Origin of the sequence: Scandinavium sp. (assembly GCF_036271055.1) — a bacterium.
GTDB lineage: Bacteria > Pseudomonadota > Gammaproteobacteria > Enterobacterales > Enterobacteriaceae > Scandinavium.
Map to the genome: position 1 here is coordinate 186,360 of NZ_DATBBJ010000073.1, position 19,683 is coordinate 206,042.

Annotated in this window: 18 protein-coding genes; 11 read left to right on the top strand and 7 right to left on the bottom strand. The window is 47.7% G+C overall.

Annotated features, from left to right (window positions below):
* Nucleotides 1-182 precede the first annotated feature (182 nt).
* Nucleotides 183-1,052, top strand: a complete 870-nt coding sequence (locus VH187_RS14665; RefSeq protein WP_329702472.1) for a crotonase/enoyl-CoA hydratase family protein — start codon at nt 183-185, stop codon at nt 1,050-1,052.
* Here the strand turns inward: VH187_RS14665 and pdeR are convergent.
* The 6 genes from pdeR to VH187_RS14695 form a co-directional block, all read right to left on the bottom strand.
* Nucleotides 1,049-3,040, bottom strand: a complete 1,992-nt coding sequence (gene pdeR / locus VH187_RS14670) for a cyclic di-GMP phosphodiesterase (RefSeq protein ID WP_329702180.1) — start codon at nt 3,038-3,040, stop codon at nt 1,049-1,051. The genes VH187_RS14665 and pdeR overlap by 4 nt on opposite strands.
* Before the next feature lie 296 nt (nt 3,041-3,336).
* Entirely contained in the window at nt 3,337-5,274 is a 1,938-nt protein-coding gene (locus VH187_RS14675) for an exoribonuclease II (RefSeq protein ID WP_329702181.1), read from the bottom strand.
* 81 nt (nt 5,275-5,355) lie between these two features.
* A complete protein-coding gene (locus VH187_RS14680; protein ID WP_329702182.1) occupies nt 5,356-6,501 on the bottom strand; it encodes a CMD domain-containing protein in 1,146 nt (381 codons plus the stop codon).
* Between the two features lie 146 nt (nt 6,502-6,647).
* Nucleotides 6,648-7,436, bottom strand: coding sequence for an enoyl-ACP reductase FabI (gene fabI / locus VH187_RS14685; RefSeq protein WP_329702183.1), 789 nt, complete (start codon nt 7,434-7,436; stop codon nt 6,648-6,650).
* A gap of 231 nt (nt 7,437-7,667) precedes the next feature.
* A complete protein-coding gene (locus VH187_RS14690; protein WP_329702184.1) occupies nt 7,668-8,294 on the bottom strand; it encodes a winged helix-turn-helix transcriptional regulator in 627 nt (208 codons plus the stop codon).
* A 75-nt stretch (nt 8,295-8,369) separates the two neighbouring features.
* On the bottom strand, nt 8,370-9,017 hold the full coding sequence (locus tag VH187_RS14695; RefSeq protein ID WP_329702185.1) for a helix-turn-helix domain-containing protein: 648 nt from the start codon (nt 9,015-9,017) through the stop codon (nt 8,370-8,372).
* Between the two features lie 480 nt (nt 9,018-9,497).
* Between VH187_RS14695 and VH187_RS14700 the strand changes: the two genes are divergently transcribed.
* From VH187_RS14700 to VH187_RS14745, 10 genes are all read left to right on the top strand, one after another.
* Complete coding sequence (locus VH187_RS14700) at nt 9,498-10,034, top strand: fimbrial protein (RefSeq protein WP_329702186.1); 537 nt, start codon at nt 9,498-9,500, stop codon at nt 10,032-10,034.
* Between the two features lie 67 nt (nt 10,035-10,101).
* On the top strand, nt 10,102-10,662 hold the full coding sequence (locus VH187_RS14705; RefSeq protein ID WP_329702187.1) for a fimbrial protein: 561 nt from the start codon (nt 10,102-10,104) through the stop codon (nt 10,660-10,662).
* A gap of 80 nt (nt 10,663-10,742) precedes the next feature.
* Entirely contained in the window at nt 10,743-13,250 is a 2,508-nt protein-coding gene (locus tag VH187_RS14710) for an outer membrane usher protein (protein ID WP_329702188.1), read from the top strand.
* 39 nt (nt 13,251-13,289) lie between these two features.
* Nucleotides 13,290-14,045, top strand: coding sequence for a fimbria/pilus periplasmic chaperone (locus VH187_RS14715; protein WP_414713950.1), 756 nt, complete (start codon nt 13,290-13,292; stop codon nt 14,043-14,045).
* Nucleotides 14,046-14,086: 41 nt separating this feature from the next.
* On the top strand, nt 14,087-14,656 hold the full coding sequence (locus VH187_RS14720; protein WP_329702190.1) for a fimbrial protein: 570 nt from the start codon (nt 14,087-14,089) through the stop codon (nt 14,654-14,656).
* Nucleotides 14,657-14,661: 5 nt separating this feature from the next.
* Nucleotides 14,662-15,165, top strand: a complete 504-nt coding sequence (locus VH187_RS14725; protein ID WP_329702191.1) for a fimbrial protein — start codon at nt 14,662-14,664, stop codon at nt 15,163-15,165.
* A gap of 14 nt (nt 15,166-15,179) precedes the next feature.
* The gene (locus tag VH187_RS14730; protein WP_329702473.1) at nt 15,180-15,644 is read left to right on the top strand and encodes a fimbrial protein; all 465 of its coding nucleotides are present in this window, start codon (nt 15,180-15,182) and stop codon (nt 15,642-15,644) included.
* 9 nt (nt 15,645-15,653) lie between these two features.
* The gene (locus VH187_RS14735) at nt 15,654-16,178 is read left to right on the top strand and encodes a fimbrial protein (RefSeq protein ID WP_329702192.1); all 525 of its coding nucleotides are present in this window, start codon (nt 15,654-15,656) and stop codon (nt 16,176-16,178) included.
* Between the two features lie 67 nt (nt 16,179-16,245).
* Nucleotides 16,246-17,070, top strand: coding sequence for a hypothetical protein (locus VH187_RS14740; protein WP_329702193.1), 825 nt, complete (start codon nt 16,246-16,248; stop codon nt 17,068-17,070).
* A 143-nt stretch (nt 17,071-17,213) separates the two neighbouring features.
* Nucleotides 17,214-18,803 (top strand): O-antigen ligase family protein, encoded by a 1,590-nt coding sequence (locus VH187_RS14745; protein WP_329702194.1) that lies wholly within the window; start codon nt 17,214-17,216, stop codon nt 18,801-18,803.
* A 73-nt stretch (nt 18,804-18,876) separates the two neighbouring features.
* Here the strand turns inward: VH187_RS14745 and sapF are convergent, their stop codons facing one another.
* Nucleotides 18,877-19,683: a putrescine export ABC transporter ATP-binding protein SapF gene (gene sapF / locus VH187_RS14750; protein WP_329702195.1), complete on the bottom strand. Its 807-nt coding sequence runs from the start codon at nt 19,681-19,683 to the stop codon at nt 18,877-18,879.

Below are 19,683 nucleotides of genomic sequence, written 5' to 3' on the forward strand. Positions count from 1 at the left end.
CTGAGAGAAAAGTAATAAAAATCAATGATGCAAAAAAAGGCGACAAAAGAGAAGCGGAAAATGTACGGGCACTAAAACACATAACATAAAATTATAAATTGCGACCACTACATTTTCGTGAGGAATGGGCTGAATTAGTCTGATAAAGCGCGCAACGCGCTTTTTTCTAAGAGGAAAAGATGATGACTGTGATTAATCAGCCTACATGCAAATTGTTTACCGACGCTGAACGATTCACCCAGCTCTCTGCTTACTACGAGGAGGAACGCCGTACCGTATGGATGTTATTACGTGCCCAACCGCGCCCGTGCTTTAATCACGCCCTGATTGAAGAAATCATGAATCTCTCCTGGTTTGTTAAGCAGCAGGGGTTCGCCGTTGATTTCTGGGTGACAGGATCGCTGGTCTCAGGCATCTACAACACCGGGGGCGATCTGGGCTTTTTTGTCGAATGTATCCGTCATGGCAGACGTGAAGCGCTGCGTGCTTACGCGCGAGCCTGCGTAGATTGTGTCCATGCGGCCTCGCGGGCGTTTGATACCGGAGCCATTAGCATCGCAATGGTTGAGGGAAGCGCGCTCGGCGGCGGATTTGAGGCGGCACTGGCACACCATTTCATCCTCGCCCAACGTGATGCGCGAATGGGGTTCCCTGAGATTGCCTTCAATCTCTTCCCGGGAATGGGCGGTTACTCGCTGGTTAGCCGCCGTTCGGGCATGAAGCTCGCCGAGCAACTGATTTATCGCGGAGAAGCACACACTGCGGAATGGCATGAACAGCGAGGTTTGGTGGATGTGTTATTTGAACCGGACAACAGCTATGTGTCGACCCGGACTTTCATCGATACGCTCCAACCGAAGTTGAATGGCGTGCGTGCGATGCTGCGTGCTCGTCAACGGGTGTTGGCGCTACCGCGAAGCGAACTGATGGATATCACCGAGGACTGGGTCGATGCCGCGTTCTGCCTGCAAGAGAAAGACATTGCCTACATGGAACGTCTGGTCATGCTGCAAAACCGGCATACACAGGTCGCGCTGCGCAAAGCCAGCTAGCGCAGCTTGCGGCTTTGACGCCGCTTTAGCCAACGCTCGAACACGGCAACGGGCATTGGTTTAGCAAACAGGAAACCTTGTCGTTCGTTGACGCCGTTCTTCGTCAGAAAGGCGTCTTCTTTTGCGCTCTCTACACCTTCCGCAATGACCTGCAAATTCAGGGCCTGCGCCACCGCCACAATCGCCCTGACCAAAGACTGCGCGACAGAGTGTTTATGCACATCGCGCACGAAGATCTGGTCGAGTTTGATGGCATCAATCGGGAAACGCGCCAGTTGTGAAAGAGAAGAATAACCGGTGCCGAAATCATCAAGATGCACCTGAGCGCCCAGCGCGCTGAACTGCTGGATCACCGAATGCGCCAGCTCTTCGTTCTCAATCAGGCAGCTTTCCGTCAGCTCAACGTCGATAGGGCAATACTCAAAATTGAGGTCACGAAGTGCCTGCTTTAAATCGCTGAATATCGTCTGGTCGGCTAACTGGCGCGCCGAGACGTTCACCGCGACGCGCAGGTTTATGCCTTTATCACGCCAGGCCGCAACCTGGCGTACAACATCGAGCATCACCCAGCGCCCGAGGGGCACAATCAACCCGGACTCTTCGGCATAAGAGATAAATTCGGTCGGAGGAATAAGACCACGTTCCGGCGATTGCCAGCGCACCAGCGCTTCAAGACTGCGCACTTCGCCGCGCCAGGTAATCTTTGGCTGATAGTGAATCACCAACTGATCGTTATCCAGCGCCTTACGCAGGTTGGTGTCGAGCCATAAATACTCAAACACCCGTTGGTTCATTTCGGGCGTGAAGACACAGAATTTCCCGCGACCGCCTTCTTTGGCGGTGTACATCGCAGTATCGGCGTTGCGGATCAGGCTTTCGCGGTCGTTGCCGTGTTGTGGCGCAAGAGAAATGCCAAGTGAGCAACCGCTATAAACTTCGATAAGCCCAATACGGAACGGATCACGCAGGCGGGTGAGAATGCGCGATGCCATTGCCTCCAAACCGCCCTGAGAGGTTTCTGTGGCGAGAATGATAAACTCATCGCCGCCAAGACGCGCCAGCGTCTGGCCATCTTCCAGGCAGCTTAAAATCGACAGCGCAACCGACTGTAAAAGCTGATCGCCAAACATATGCCCGTAGGCATCGTTCACTTTTTTAAAGTTATCAAGATCGAGATAAACAATGCCGACCTGATTATCGCCACGCGTATTAATCGCTTCGGTGATCATGTCGCTGATGGCATTACGGTTGGGCAGGCCGGTGATGGTATCGGTATTCGCCAGCACACGCAGACGCTCCTGGGCACGACGTTCTTCAGTAATGTCAGTGCCAGAGCAAATCAAATAGATTTCGTTTTTACCGCTGCCGCTGTGCACAAATTTATTGCGGAAGAGAAACAGGCGCTGACCTTTACGGGTTTTAACCCAGCGCTCGACTTCATAAGAGCTACCGTTCTTAAAAAAACCGCTGATATTCCGCCGGGAGGCCGCCGCTTCTGCCGGGCTCATAAAAAGCTTAAAAACGTTCTGGCCAATGACCTCTTGCTCTTTGAGCCCGGTGTATTCCTCGCTTAAACGATTGAAGCGTTGAATATTGCCATGGCGGTCGAGAATAACGATAACGGAGTTGGCTTCGGAAACGACCTGTTCGGCGAAAGACAGCCCTTGCACCAGATCGCGGGCAACAGAACCGGTATCATCCCAGGCCGATGCGCTCCCGGCCCATTGTGATTTATTGATTTTACGTCCGACCAAATGAACCGGCACGGCGTTGCCGTACAAATTCAGGCTCAGCGTCAGGCTGGAGGTGATCACCGTCATTTCGCGGATAGTGTTTGCCTGATCTGCACTTAGCGCAACCACCTGACTGGTATCGGTTTCCTCGCTGGTTGCCAGATGCAGCGCATTACTGTCAGCTGACAATCGCCAATAGGGACTCGTGGTCCCCAGATACCGAAAGAGCAGGTTGTGCTCCAGTTCCTCAGCCATCTCTTCTCCCAAACCTACTTAAGCGCATCATTGGAATCGTTGTTAAAATCGGCACAGCCAGGTCACCCAAAAGACGTAGGGCTAAACGTATTGTATTGGCTTGTCATCGTATACTAGCCTTCTGGGTCGCAAAAAGAGCACCGACCAGGCAGGTTATTGTTTTTGCGTGACGATGCACTCTTTGATTGTGATCGCTTTTGATGGAATGTGGGGGAAAAGAGGAAAAAAAGTGTGGAAGCAATCCCATTGCAGGGAAAGAAAAGGGCGGCTGGGCAATGATTAGCCGCCCTTAAGTGTTATGCCTGGAACGGACGCGCGATAACGCTGCGAGTTTCCATTCGGACTTCTGCGATGATGACATCAATCACATCGGTCACTTTGTACACGGTTTCACCTTTGATCTGCACGGTGCCGCTTTCCTGGCTGCAAACCATTTCATCGCGCACGGCGTGCAGGAACGGAGCTGGAATAAACGCCACCGCACCGTTTTCCACCAGACGCACGCGCATACCACCACGGCTGACATCAATGATTTCTGCCGCAAAACGGGTATCGGTGCCTGCTTTGTCGCTCAGGAAACGGGCGTACAACCAGTCAGCTACGTCGCGTTCAGCCATGCGGTTCAGGCGACGGCGTTCAGCCATCTGAATCGTCGCATCGTCCTGTGGACGCGCTGGCGTTTCGCCTTTGATAATCGCTTTCAGCAGACGATGGTTCACCATATCGCCGTATTTACGGATAGGCGATGTCCAGGTGGCGTAAGCTTCGAGGCCCAGACCAAAGTGCGGGCCGGGTTCGGTGCTGATTTCTGCGAATGACTGGAAGCGACGAATACGGCTGTCGAGGAATGTCGTCGGCATCGCATCAAGTTCACGGCGCAGTTTGCAGAAACCGTCCAGCGTCAGCACTTCCTGAGGATCGACGTGGACATCATGCGTCTTCATCAGTTCGGAGAGCTGCTCGGTTTTGGCCGGATCAAAGCCGGTGTGCACGTTGTAAATACCGAAGCCCAATTTATCGCGCAGCACACGCGCGGCGCAGATATTGGCGGCAATCATTGATTCTTCAACGATGCGGTTCGCAATGCGACGCGGTTCAGCGATGATATTCAGCACTTCGCCTTTATCACCGAGCACGAAGCGGTAGTCAGGACGGTCTTTAAACACCAGCGCGTGGGTCTGACGCCACTGCGCGCGCAGGCCGCAAATGCGTTCCAGCAGTTTGATTTGACCAGCGATCTCATCATTCTGCGGCTGCCAGTCGCCGTTGCCTTCCAGCCAGCCTGACACGTCGTCGTAAGCGAGCTTAGCTTTCGATTCGATGGTTGCGGTGAAGAATTCGATATCGTCTTCGATGGTGCCTTCGGCGTCGATTATCATGCGACAAGCGAGAACCGGACGCACTTCATTGGCGCGCAGAGAGCACAGGTCGTCAGACAGTTCACGCGGCAGCATTGGGATGTTAAAGCCCGGTAGGTAGTTGGTGAACGCGCGAATTTTCGCGGCGTCGTCCAGCTTACTGCCTTCAGCAATCCATGCTGTCGGATCGGCAATAGCGACGGTCAGATGCAGTTTGCCGTCTTCGGCAACTTCGGCATACAGCGCATCATCCATATCCTGGGTGCTGGCACTGTCGATAGTCACGAAGTTCAGCGCGGTCAGGTCACGACGCTCAAGGCCTTCGTTCAGCATTTCGGTGGCGATGCCTTCCGGTGCCACTTTCTCCAGATTGTGGCGCGCCAGCGTCACCCACCACGGCACGAAATGATCGTCGCCATAAGTAATGAAGTGGGTGAGGTCAGCGTAGAAGCTGCGGTCGCCTTTAAGCGGATGACGGCGCATTTCTGCAACGGCCCAGTCACCCTCTTTAAAATCGTGTTCCAGACCGCGCACAGGACGGCACTGGATGGCATCTCTCAGCAGCGGATGATCGGGAACAATCGACAAACGATCGTCCTTCTTCTGCACACGGCCAACAAAACGCGTCAGGAAGGGCTCTACCAGTTCTTCTGGCTCGGCGCTTTCTTTGCCTTTATCCGCATGGATGGTGGCGATAATACGATCGCCATGCATCACTTTTTTCATCTGCGGTGGTGGGATGAAATAGCTTTTCTGGGCATCGACTTCGAGAAAACCAAAGCCTTTTTCAGTGCCTTTCACTACCCCTTCAGCGCGAGGGGTCTGGGAATGAAGTTGCTGTTTTAGCTGCGCAAGCAGCGGGTTGTCCTGAAGCATAATTTTGTATTTTCGTGGCCAAAAGAGCGGCTGACAGTTTTACGCGAATATACCTGTTGCGGCAAGTGAACTTTAAGCCTTTTACGTATCCAGAAATACCTCGCCAAGGCCGATTTTCAGGCGATTGAGCCAGCCGCATAAACTGCTGCGGGCCAGTAAAGCAAAAGCCTGTTCAGGTGAGAGTCCTCGTTCTGTCAGCGGCGTAAATTGCGCGGCGCTGAATCGGTCTGGTGCGCGTGTGATAAGTTGAATAGCCTGAATCGCGGCATGCAGAAGTGGCTTCTCAGCGGCCCACTCCTGCAACGCGCGATCCCCTTGCAGCACGGTCTCTTTCAGCTTTGCATCGGACGCATTTTGCTGGAAACAGCTGACGCTGCCGTTAATACGGGAAGTGATAAGCGCACCCAGCGTAGCGAGTTCGCTATCAACGGGGAGCAGTGACAACAGCTCACTTTGCCACTCAAGTAACGTTTCATCCCAAACGAGCAGCGGCGTCAGGCCGTCTAACGATTTCAATGAAAGACATCGGGCGAGCGCATCCATCTGTTCTACGCTGGCATGGCGAATATCAACTTCATCCAGCTCGGATTGCCAGCCATCGGAAAGTGAGGAAAACAGCGCGGCGGGCGCATCGTCCTGCATTGGCATTCCGGGGATCCAACGCACCGGTAATCCTAACAACGCCTGCCCGGCGGCAATCACTCGCGCCTGATAGCCAATAAACCCGACAATTTGGGTGATCAGCACAATATCCGGCGTGGTCAGCCCAACGGCATCAAGCTGCTGGCGCGACTGAGCACAAATAACAGACGGGGAGCTGGCAAGCTGGCGAGCGTATTGCGTGATTTGTGCCAACCGATGATTGCTTTCGCGCGACGAATCCGGGCCCGGAAGCGGTGCCAGTCGTGCGGCATAGTGATTGCACAACCTCTGAACGCCAAAGACCTGCGCCACGGTCAACGCGGTGCTCAGGCGCTCATAGGCGCTAAACGTATTCAGGCGGGTGACGGTCACAGCGTCAGGGAACAAATACTTCGCGATGTGCAGGGAAACCGCAAGCCAGGGTTGGTTTTCAGTAATGACAGCGTCGGGGAGGGTCAGATCCAGTAAAAATCGGTCTGTGACATAGGCGGCTTCCGGCACCAGCGGCAGCACATCGGCAGCCTGGTTTCTCGCTTGCGTTTCATGGTACCAATGGCTTTTGCCGTGAGCGCGGCTTTGCTCCATGGGGTTTCCTTCAGGACGTCGTATCGTTTATGGATAGCTATCCTGACGTAAGGCGGGAGCAGGTAAAAATATTGAAGCGTGATAACAAATAACAGAGTGGAATAACGGAGGCAATCCGCCCCGCGAGAGCAGGGCGGAAAGAGAACTTATTTCAGTTCCAGTTCGTTCATCGCGGCGATGCTGAAACCACCGTCGACGTGAACGACTTCACCGGAGATACCAGCAGACAGGTCAGAACACAGGAATGCGGCACTGTTGCCCACGTCTTCGATAGTCACGGTGCGGCGAATCGGGGTAACCGCTTCGCAGTGAGCCAGCATCTTACGGAAATCTTTGATACCGGAAGCGGCCAGCGTACGGATTGGGCCAGCAGAGATACCGTTGACGCGAACGCCTTCAGGACCCATTGCGTTCGCCATATAACGTACGTTCGCTTCCAAAGAGGCTTTCGCCAGACCCATCACGTTGTAGTTAGGGATCGCGCGCTCAGCACCCAGGTAAGACAGTGTCAGCAGCGCTGAATTTGGGTTCAGCATCTCGCGGCAGGCTTTCGCCATTGCCACGAAGCTGTAAGAGCTGATGTCGTGCGCGATTTTGAAGCCTTCGCGGGTTACGGCGTTAACGTAGTCACCGTCCAGTTGGTCACCCGGCGCGAAGCCGATGGAGTGCACGAAACCATCAAATTTCGGCCACACTTTCGCCAGTTCAGCGAACATGCCATCGATGCTTTCGTCCTGAGCAACGTCGCATTCCAGAACAATGCTGGAACCCAGTTGAGCAGCAAACTCTTCAACACGGCCTTTCAGCTTCTCGTTCTGATAGGTGAAAGCCAGCTCAGCACCTTCACGATGCATAGCTTGTGCGATACCGAAGGCGATGGACAGTTTGCTGGCAACGCCAGTGACCAGAATGCGCTTACCGGAAAGAAAACCCATAGCTTTTAATCCTTATGTCATTGCTTATTTTTGGCTTTGAATTCATTAAGTTACTGTTCTCAAAGCCAGAATAGAGAGATAGCAGGGCGAAATTATAGCCCACTACCTGCATGAATTGTCACGTAATTTTTACATTGCGCCCGGGATTCAGAATGCCAGAGAGTATAAAAACAACACCTTTCGATTATATCAGGTGCTGAAGCAGGGACTGATCCAACCTCATTACTGAGATCAGTATTTGGGGGGAAGGTGCTTGATTTCGACAAGGCGACCATTTTCAATAGTGACGTAATCCCCGGCTCTGAGGTCGGCCAGAATCTTCATTATACTGCTGCGTGAGAGATGCGTCTTGTCGCGGATATAGCGCTCTACGGAGGTCTTTTCACGTAACATCTGCGGTTCATGGCTAAGTTCACGTAGCTGATTGCAGATGATCTCATAGGCCGTTGGTGCACTTAATTGCTTGCTATAGGAGAAGAGCTTACTGGTGACGACTCTCATATGTTGGACCAGAATTTCCCATTTCCCTTGTTCATCAATGCACTTATGCACTTCATCCAGGGTCATGGTTGCAATTTTGCATTGATCTGCCGTCACGATATACACATCGTGAACACCCAAACCAACGAGTGTGGGGGCTTGTAGCGAGAGAATAAGTAGATTATCGGAGGCGCGATGGACTTCGACAGAACCTGACATGATCATTCGACATAACGCCTCATTATTTTCCCAGAAAGATAATCGAATTCCTTTCCGATAGGATTGAGTAACCGCATGAGGTTCAAGGATTTCTACAAGTTCTTTTGCCCAAGGAAAAGATTGGCTTAACGCTGCTTCTGATACAGGTTTATCATTCATGAAGAGTAAATATCCAAGGAGGCAATGTACTTTGGCTAAGTATAGCCAGGACACGAATTGAACAGGAGTAAAAAATTAAAATCTTTCAGGCAGGCACTTGATCGCTTTAAGCTTTCCGTTCTCAATTTCAATGTAATCTCCTTTCTTGAGTTCAGAAATAATCTGCATGATCCCACTTCGGGAGAGCAAACTGCGACTCTTGATGTAGTGCATGACAGTTTCTTGATGCGGAGAGTGGTCCAATTCCCGATAAAGTTCATGCAGGAGTACTCGTATTGTCTGATATGAGCCAAATTGTGACGTACGTGTGCAATGACTGAAGATGCGTGAAGAAAGATAAGTCAGAAGATATGCCAAGGGTTTCCACAACGTTTTTTTCTCAATGATTTCGTTTACGATATCAAGCGGTAGCTGATAAAGGACTGTGTCCACATAAGAATGAATAGATAATTCGGAAATATCATTACTTGACATGCTAAAGCCGAAAATAAAGGGGGCCTGCTCAGTGCTGACCGTCAAATTATCCTTCTTTCTATTTATCCGGGCAAACCCTTCGACCAGAAGATAGCATTGGATTTCCCCATTCAACACGAATGGCAGTGGTGTTTTGTCCTCGCAGTTGACTTGGACAGCGTAAGGCACGAGTTCGTCAAGAAGCAAACGAATGGATTCGTTGGGCTTCGTTTCCACATTGCAGATAATAGGTTTGTTGTAAGCAGGCATTTGTTATCAAATTTATGAGAGTGGTTGAAGGTAATGAACATCCATATTATCGCGTACTTGCCTTAATCCGAACAGTTGTTCATTAAGTCCGAAATTACACCGCATGGCACTTGAATGTTTTTCAGTATGAGTTTAGTCGGCTGTATATTTTTGGATAGACAAATTCATTGTCTTTCTGAAGTCAATAAAATATTATTTCATTCGCATTCGGAATTAATTTCTATTTGCCATGTTAGTGTCTTTATTTAAAATAGTAACAAAGCACAAATGTCTAATCGTTAAGTGCATCGAACGCATTTTTTTTCGAATGCAAACACACGATTTTTGAACGACGTGTTCTTGGGATTATGTTGGCTAGTGCCAAAATAAAGAATGTAATCAATATATCCTATGGCATAAGTTGTATTTTTTAGGGGCTACACCTTAATTGTTATATCAACTATGAACCATAGATAAGAAATCAAACTCAAGGATTTATTAATGAACTTCAAAAAATTAGCTCTCGCCTCGGCTATGGGTATCGTAATGTTTGCTGGTGCGGCAAATGCGGCCAGTGACCAGGGGCACGGTAAAGTCACATTCACGGGTTCAATCATTGATGCGCCATGCTCAATTAATCCAGATAGCATCGATCAGACCGTTAACTTGGGTGAAGTGTCCAACGTGGCACTTAAAGCTGATGGTAATACCGGTACTTCTGTGCCGCGCAATTTTGAAATTAAGCTGGAGAATTGCGATGTTACCACTCTTAAAACGGTGAGCACGACTTTTAGCGGCGCAGAAGGTGCAAGTGACGGTTCTTTGGGCGTTACCGGGACTGCGAAAGGTGCAAGCATTATTCTGACTAATGGTGACGGCGTGCAGATTAAAATGGGCGAGGCCTCAGCTGCACGTACACTGCAAAACGGCAACAACACTCTCCTTTTCTCCGCCTATTTGCAAGGTGATGGTGCTTCTGCGACCGTCACCCCTGGTGATTTTACTGCTGTAGCAGACTTCACGCTGGCTTATCAGTAATTCTTGAGCAAATGACGATATACGCCTGCTTCGGGATGTGTATATCGTCAATTTTGAAGAAAATTTCATGGTCAGATTTTTACGCTGTGCAACAGCAATAGCTTTTGCAACTTGGGGTTGCGTGGCATTTGCCTCGCAGCAAGCCAATTCGCCAGGTTCTGAATTTGATCTCGGATTAACGGGGCGCGTAAGTATGGAGGGAGTAATCTACTCCACTCCCTGTGATATTGATATTGGCGATGATTATCAGACGATAGCAATGCCTGGAGAAACTCGGGAACATATTAAACGTGCGGGAATCGGTGAGCCAAAACCCTTTTCAATTTATTTAACCAATTGTTCTCTAAGTTCTTCAGAAGGAGCGGACCCTATGCGATATATGAAAATAATATTCGATGGGGACGAAGAAATGGGTTCATTCAAGATTAACGGCAGTGCGAGTGGTTTGGTGTTGGAGTTAAGAGATGGGGCTGGACAAATTATACATCCTGGGATAGGCATGGATTACCAAAAAACAGTAATAGATGACTATCGATTAGATTATAAATTACGCCTTAAAACAACGTTGAGAAATTTAATGGTTGGCGATTATAACGCTATAATCCGTTATCGCGTTGAGTATTTTTAATAGCATTAATATAATTAAGTGCGTCTGCCGTAAGATAATGTATTTGGCGATTTTGAACGTGAGTGGTTGAAGAAATAGCTATGATCAAAAAACATAAAAATAACAGCGGCGTAAAAAACCTTAAATTGTCACTGCTTGCAATTATAGTCTGCACATACTGCTATGGTTCTGCCATGGCCGCAGATGAAATTCAATTCAACACTGATGTTCTGGATTTAAAAGATAAACAAAATATAGACTTAAGTCAGTTTTCCAAACGCGGCTATATAATGCCTGGTGAATATACTTTTAAAATTAAAATCAACCAGAATGAGATGGAAGAGGAAGATATCACTGTTTATCCCTCTGATAATGATAAGAGCGAAACATTGACGTGTCTTTCTCCAGAGTTGGTCAAGAAATTTGGCCTGAGGGAGGAATACGAGAAAAAGCTCACGTTTTTGCACAACAACCAATGTGTGAATGTGATGGGGTTAAAGGGCGTTGAAGTCACACCTGATCTCGGGACAAATACATTATCTCTCAGTGTGCCGCAAGCTTATCTGGAGTATGCATCTGATGACTGGGTTCCCAGCAGCATGTGGGATGAAGGTATACCTGGATTGATCGCCGATTACAATGCGAATGCTCAGATCCGTAAGAATGAGGGCGGTGATGACGATAAAACCATTTCGGGGAACGGTACTTTAGGGGCTAATTTGGGAGCATGGCGCCTGAGAGGAGACTGGCAAGCTAATTATGATGACCAGCCTGGAGCGGACAAATCTTCAGCCCAAAAGCAGTGGACATGGAGCCGAATTTATCTATATCGCGCACTGACTAAAATCAAAGCTAAACTCACTCTGGGAGAGGACTACGTCAATTCAGACCTGTTTGATAGTTTCCGTTTTACCGGCGCAAGTGTAATCTCCGACGATAATATGCTTCCGCCTAATTTGCGCGGTTACGCACCAGAAGTGACTGGGGTGGCGAAAACCAATGCGAAAGTCACGATCTCTCAGCAGGGGCGTGTTATCTATGAAACTCAGGTGGCAGCTGGTCCTTTTGCCATTCAGGATCTCAATACTGCTGTATCTGGAACACTTGATGTGCGTGTTCAGGAACAGGATGGTTCAGTCCAGCAATACAAAATTAATACTGCGAATGTGCCATATCTGACACGCCCGGGTAGTTTACGGTACAAATTATTTGTCGGTAAACCAACCAGCTATGATCATAAAACTGACGGTGACACTTTCGCTTCCAGTGAGTTTTCTTGGGGGATCAGTAATGGCTGGTCACTGTACGGCGGTGGAGTAGCGAGCAGTAAATATATTTCATTGGCAGCAGGTATTGGTCGAGATTTAATGTCATTCGGTGCGGTGGCCTTCGACGTAACACGCTCAGACGCCAAGCTGGAAACGGAAGATCGTCATGGTCAGTCTTATCGCGTCAGCTATTCTAAAAACTTTGATGCGACAGGGAGTCAAGTTACCTTTGCAGGCTATCGATTCTCTGAAAAAGATTATATGAGCTTTAATGATTATTTGAATTATCACTCAAATACCGATGACTTTATGCAAAGTAAAGAGATGTACACCATCACCTTTAACCAGCAAATTAAAAGCCTTGGAATAAGTGCGTATCTCAACTATTCGCATCAGACATATTGGAACAATCCAACAGAAGATCGCTATAGCCTTTCATTGGCTCGCTACTTTGACATTGGTAAAATGAAAAATATCAGCGCATCGTTAACAGCATATCGCAACAAATTTAATGGTGAAAATGATGATGGAATGTATGTTTCAATTTCCGTTCCATGGGGGGACACAGGTTCGCTTAGCTATAATTCATCCATGAATAGCGACTCAGACACTCATAGCCTCGCCTATTTTGATAGATTGAAAAATGGAGATAATTACCGCCTTTCAGCGGGCGGTGGAAATAATGGCGGAAATATGAGTGGTTATTATGATCATTTAGCCAATGAAGCCGAGGTGACCGGTAACCTCGATTATCAGCATAATCAATATACTTCAGCTGGCATGACTGTTCGCGGTGGAGTGACTGCAACAGCACATGGTGCCGCATTGCATCGTGTTAATTCGCTCGGTGGAACTCGTGTGCTGGTGGATACCGGAGATACAGCAGACATTCCTGTGCAGGGATTTAGTGAAGCCACGCGAACCAACCGATTTGGTAAGGCCGTTATTTCTGAAGTCAGTGATTACAACAAAAATAATCTCAGCATTAATCTTAATGAATTGCCTGAGAATGCTGAAGCGTCATCATCGGTTGTGCAAGCAACATTAACCCAGGGCGCTATAGGGTATCGTAAATTCAATGTTATTTCCGGGCTCAAGGCATTGGCGATTATTCGTCTTACGGATGGTAGTTTCCCACCGTTTGGTGCAATTGTTTTGAACAAACAGAAACAGGAAGTCGGTATTGTGAACGATGATGGTCAGGTTTATTTAAGTGGCTTGAATCCAGATGAAAAAATGAATGTAAGTTGGGATGGTGATGTTCAATGTTCAATCACTATTCCGAAAAAAATATCAGGACTAAACCAGAACGGAAATCTGTTACTTCCATGCCAGAATTAATTGTCTGGTATAGGCAACCTTTAATCGAGAGAAAGTACAATGTTTATATGTAAAAAAACGATTTCCGTAATGGTCCCCGCACTGCTTGGTGTAATCGCTATTCAGCAGGCGCATGCAGCCATTGCGTTAGACCGCACACGAGTGATTATTAATGGCGGGGAAAAGTCCGTTAGCTTAAGTATAAATAATGAAAATAAAAACTTGCCTTATTTGGCGCAAGGTTGGATGGAAGATGCGCAAGGAAACAAAATCACGTCTCCGCTGATGGTTTTGCCGCCTGTACAGCGTATTGAAGCCGGAGCCAGAAGCCAACTAAAAGTACAAACTTCTCCAGCATTACGTGGACTGCCGCAGGATCGTGAATCGTTGTTCTATTTTAATTTGCGTGAAATTCCACCTCGCAGCAACAAACCCAATACGCTGCAAATTGCGCTGCAAACCCGCATTAAACTTTTCTACCGACCAGAGGCGATCGCATTGGATAAAACCCAGGCGGCTAATGGTGATTGGGTGGAGAAAGTGACTCTCCAACGTGAGGGCGACAAATTTATCGTAAATAATCCAACCCCCTATTATTTGACCATTGTAGAAGGTAGCGCAGGTCTTAAGGGAGCTGTCGTCGGTTTTCAACCAATAATGGTAAGCCCGAAGGGAAATGCTGCACTTGATGTATCTGCTGCTGCTTTTGGCAATAATCCCGTTCTCACATATGTCAATGATTACGGCGGTCGGCCGAAGATCCAATTCACCTGTGGCTCAAGCACATGCACGGCAAAACTGCTTAAAGACAAATAATCATATTAATGGCATAGGAGGCTCAAAGGATGGATTGGATAATGACAAAAACCTTGGTGACGAGCATTTTATTGGCCGTGATGGGGAATGCGTTAGCAGAAGATGAACACCCCTTAGTCGATGCTGGAATGCTGTATGTTCACGGCGAACTGCAAGAAAACACGTGCCGGATGGCGATGGACTCGGCCTGGCAGGAGGTTGATCTGGGGTCTGTCTCGCGAGCAGATGTAAATCTTGTTGGCAAGGAAGCACAACCCGTAACGGTAAAAATCTATTTACGCGATTGTCCAGAACTAGCGAACTGGAGTACGAACATTACGCCAATGACGACAGTATTTAGTTCCCTGCAACCGCCTTACAAAGCGCGCTTTGTCGGAGTTGCGGATGAACTAAACCCTGAATTGATTAAAGTTGTTGGTGCATCCGGTATTGGCTTAAGATTACGTGACAGCCAAGGGAAAACTATTATGCTCGGCCGCACGGGTAATGCCATGTTACTGAATCCAGGGCAGGACCAGGTCACGTTTACTTTGCAACCAGAGCGCACCAATGCTGCATTTATTCCCGGTCCTTACCATGCCGTTATCAATTTCAGTATGATTTATCAATGAGGTTGATGATGAAAAAAACGATACGTCTTGGGATCGCGCTGATGGGTATAGGTCTGTCGACAATGGGCACAGTACATGCAGATGGGAATACAGCAAACATTACAGCAACAGTGACCATTAACACCGCACCTTGCGAGATCAATAATAATCAAACGATCGACGTAAACTTTGGTGACAGTGTCGTGACGACGGACGTTATGGCTGGTCGGGTGGAAAGACCTATGAATTACACCCTGAATTGCAGCAATGCGGATGCCACCAAAGCACTGAAAATGCGTATCGCAGGCAACAGTACGAGTTTTAATGAAACGTTATTGCTCACTACGATTCCGGATCTCGGAGTGAAGATTAAAGCTAATGGCGCGGATTATCCGATCAATACAGACCTAACATTTAGTTCTGGGGAGGCAAAGCCAGAATTAGTAGCCGTCTTAACCGGCAAACCAGGGGCCAGGTTACCTACTGGCGGATTTAGCGCTGGAGCAACAATGACGGTGGACTATCAGTGAAAAAATTCATAAAAATGGCTGTTGTGGCTTCGCTATTTCCTCTTACTGCGATAAGCACAGAAAATATGTCTTTTCACGGCACATTGATAGCACCACCTTGTAAAATAAGTAGTGACAAGACTATAGAAGTGGCATTTGGCAAAAATCTAGGCGTCACTAAAATTGATGGTAGTAATTATATGCAGTCGGTTAAATATACTGTCGATTGCGAAGCAGGTTATACTGCGAATAATCTTGCTATTATCGTGGATACTACGTTAATAGCAGCATTTGATGACTCTGCTGTAAAAACAAATAAAGAAGGGTTGGGGATTCGTATTATTGTTGATGGTCAACCCGTAACGTTTGCAAAGCGGGTCGCGGTAACCGATCCAGCGTCGCCACCGATTATACAGGCGGTACCAGTGCAGGATCCTGGTGTAACGCTTACGGAAGGGGTATTTGAAGCGACCATGACACTACGTGCTGATTATATGTAAAGGCTGATAATGAAAAAAATACTATTACTATTGTGTTTTTTGGCGAGTACGGCAATGTCGGCGAAAGCGATGGAAGATAACGTCCATTTTTCCGGTGCGTTAATTGCAGAGCCTTGCATCATACCGGATACGGATACCGACATTCATCTGGATTTTGGTTCCATCATCAATAAGGCTCTTTATCAGTATGCGCGAACCCCGAGTGTAGCATTTAGTATACATTTAACGGAATGCAACACGTCGTTAGCAAACACGGTTAATGTCACGTTTACCGGTACTGAGCAGCAAGCACTCCCAGGGTATTTATCACTTGATTCAGGGAGTACTGCAAAAGGTGTGGTCATTGGTATTGAGTCCTCAGATGGGGTACTCATTCCCCTCAATAAATCATCTCCAACCTATAAAATTAGTAATGAGGAAAATGCATTAAATTTTAATGCCTTTGTCCAGATTTTGCCCGATTCTGCCAGAGACCACTCTTTGGTTGAGGGAAGTTTCACAGCCATCAGTACATTTGTTTTGAGTTATCAGTAGGTTGAATGATGCACTCTACCTATTGGATTAAATATAGTCTCTTTATAATGAGAAAAGTGATCACATTATGAAAGTTTCTTTCCTGTCGTTTGGTTTATATCGACAACGAAATTATTTCGCTATTTTATTTACATTATCGTTGTCATTGTTTTCTGGTAGCGTATTTTCCGGACTCTTTCCTGTTATTAACTCCATTTCAGCAATACAATTAAGTAATGGAAGTGTTCAATATCATTTCACACAGAGTTTAGTGGAGGTTGGGTCTGCAACAGATAGAATATTGCCCGCTGGCACATATAACACATTTATTGGTGCTAAGGGATATAGCGGCTCTATCGCTATAATAGCACATGTTTCAGGAAGTGCGAGTAGTGGCGTCGATATAACGGTGGGGGATGAGGGAAGAAGTGCATATAATGCATACAGCAGCATAACATCGGCAACGCTGACGAGTATCAAACCCAGCGACCAATGTATTGCGTATATTAGCACTCCTAAAGGAGAGACGGACTGGAATTCTTCAGTGATAAACCCTGCGGGTTGTACTTATATTCCACCACCGACACAGATGTGTAAAATTACTTCTCCTGAGATTTTGCTCGATCACGGAACGATTACTTTGCAAGATGCAAAGGGACATGTGGCCAAAACCTCAATGGGAGTCAGTTGTACTTCTGCAATGGCCGTAACTTTCCATTTGACAACAAATCAGCCCTACATAAACTTATCACCAAGCGGCCAGTCGGAAATAAAAATTGAAGATATGCCCTTAAACAGTAAAATCGATCTTCCTTCTGGAACGAAGATGTTATCCATATCAGATATGTTATCCGGCGTCAGTACAGAAGGCGTAAACGCAGGATCAAGTGTTTTAGTCATGGAGCCCTATTAAATATCGCGCCCCATTGATGTATGTGATGGTTTCTTTTTTCTTTGGGGGAGATTCATCCCCCCCTTTTTCACCATTATTATTTCGTATAAATCATGCCTATTTTTTCTGTGTCACGAATATCATTTCTTATACTGATTATCTTAATGCTTTTCATCTATATCTCTAATGCGGGAGGTTCAGGGGTATCGCTACCCTATAATCTTATGCTTATCTGTTGGGTTGGTGTCATCATTATTTTCCTGTCGCTTGACCAGAAATTAAATGTCTATGCCAGACCTCAATTTCCATTAATTACAGTAGGCGGAAGTGCTTTAATTATTCCTGGGTTAATTAAATGTCACAATAGTCCCGTCGTTTGGGTCTTGTTGATCGTATTCTTACTTTGGTATGGTTTATCGTGTTTGGTACTAAAGTCAGAACACAAGCGTTTTATTCTATTATCGATATTTATACTTGCTCTTAATCAGGCGGCAATCGGGCTTATTCAGTCATTTACACCTAAATTTGCCGCGCACTTGTTTGAATATGACTGGTTACGAAACAACGGGCGGCCGTATGGCATTTTTCAACAGGTCAATCTGTTTGCCAGTTTCCTGGCATCTGGAATAGGCTGCGGTTTTCTGCTCTTGTTCATGGCCCGAAACCGTGGGCATGTGTTGGGCTGCACGGTTGGATTGGGACTACTGGCGTTTGCATTAGCACTCAATCAGTCACGCGCAGGGGAGATAGGTGCTGGTGTGGTGGTGTTGGCTCTGGCTGGAGTATATGGACGCGAAACACCGAAAAAAACAATAACGGCTCTTGCAGTCATCATCGTTTCATTCGCCGCTGGTGCGTATATCACCCAACACATGATCGTAATGATCAATGGCCAGCCCTATTTGATGGCGCGTGACTATGATGGTTCCACGTATGAACGCTGGCATATCCTGCAAATTACCTGGCAGATGATCATGCAAAAACCGTGGTTGGGCTGGGGATACGGCAGCTTTGAATATGAATTTAGTCGATATATGTTGGCTCACCCGACATTACCGCGTGTTAATAACATCATTACACATCCCCACAACGAACTACTCTACGCGTGGTATCAGGGCGGGATAGTGGCACTGTCAGGTATGCTGGTGCTCTTTATGGGCTGGCTAAAGATAGTCATTCGCGCATGGAAACAGCAACGTGATGCCGTCGGATATACCCTGTTAATTATTCCGCTGTTAGTACACCTCAATCTGGAATATCCCTTTTACCAGTCCTGGGTGCATTTAGGCTTGTTCTTACTATTACTGCGGCTGGGTGATTCTGAAAAACAAACCATCGTCAGCAACGTAACACCCCTCGTTCGCGCTACGCGGATGTGCTTTATGCTCAGCGGTATTTTACTTTTGGCATTTGGTGCAATCAGTTTTTACGCGCAACAACAATTGACATATTTTGAACGCCACCAGTATGAAAATTTTCCGAAACCTTCTCCTTGGTATTTTTCGACCCAGTTTGAGCGCGCGAAGTTTGATGCGATGACCGCTCTGCTGATTGACTATAACCATACGCATGATGATACCAATCTGGACAAATTTATGGCGCAGGCTGAGCAGTGGTCTTTTCGGCACAATGATAAGAATGTTTGGCAAAGCATGTTAATGATTGAGCAGTTTCGTGGTCATACGCAGAAGGCGGCACAACTGCGAATGCTATACACGCAACTGTTTCTTGTTAGTGCTAAGCGGGATGAATAGTCGTAGCCCGACCGGGTAATCAAAAAACGGCAGAGTCTCTCTGCCGTTTTTGTTATTTCAGGTTCTAAATGATTTACCTGTCCTTCCGCCACGCATCCGCCGTCAGCGCCTCACCAAAATGCCCGGCAATCAGACGTTTGGTTAAGTCGTGCAGCGGGGAGGCGAGCACATCGGCGGTGCTACCGCGCTCGACCACTTCGCCCTGATGCATCACCAATACCTGGTCGCTGATGTGTTTCATCATCCCGAGATGCTGAGTGACGTAGATATACGAAATCCCTTGTTTCTCCTGCAATTCGAGCATCAGGTTGATGAGCTGCGAGCGCATCGACATATCTAAAGACGCCAGCGCTTCATCGCAGATAATCACTTTCGGGCGCAGGATCAGCGCGCGGGCCAGCCCCAGACGCTGCTTCTGTCCTGGTGCGAGCATGTGCGGGTAATAGCTAACGTGATCGGGCAGCAGCCCGACTAAACGCAGAGTGTCGATAATCTGTTTGCGTCGCGCTTCTGCGTCTAAATCGGTGTTCAGGCGCAGCGGGAAATCGAGAATTTGCGAGATACGCTGGCGCGGGTTAAGCGACGTCGACGGATCCTGGAAAATCATGCGAATGCGCTGGCTGCGGAAGGAATAATCGCCAAACTCAAGCGGGTGATCGTCAATCAGCAAATCGCCGGTCGTCGGTTCGACCATGCCCGCCAGCATCTTCGCCAGCGTGGATTTACCGGAACCGTTTTCACCGATCACCGCCAGAGTCTGGCGTTCACGGAGCGTAAAACTCAACGGTTTCACCGCTTCAACCGTCTGGCGATGGAACAGGCCAGTGCGATAGCGAAAGGTCTTACTCAGATTGCGAACTTCGAGCAGGGTCTCGACCAT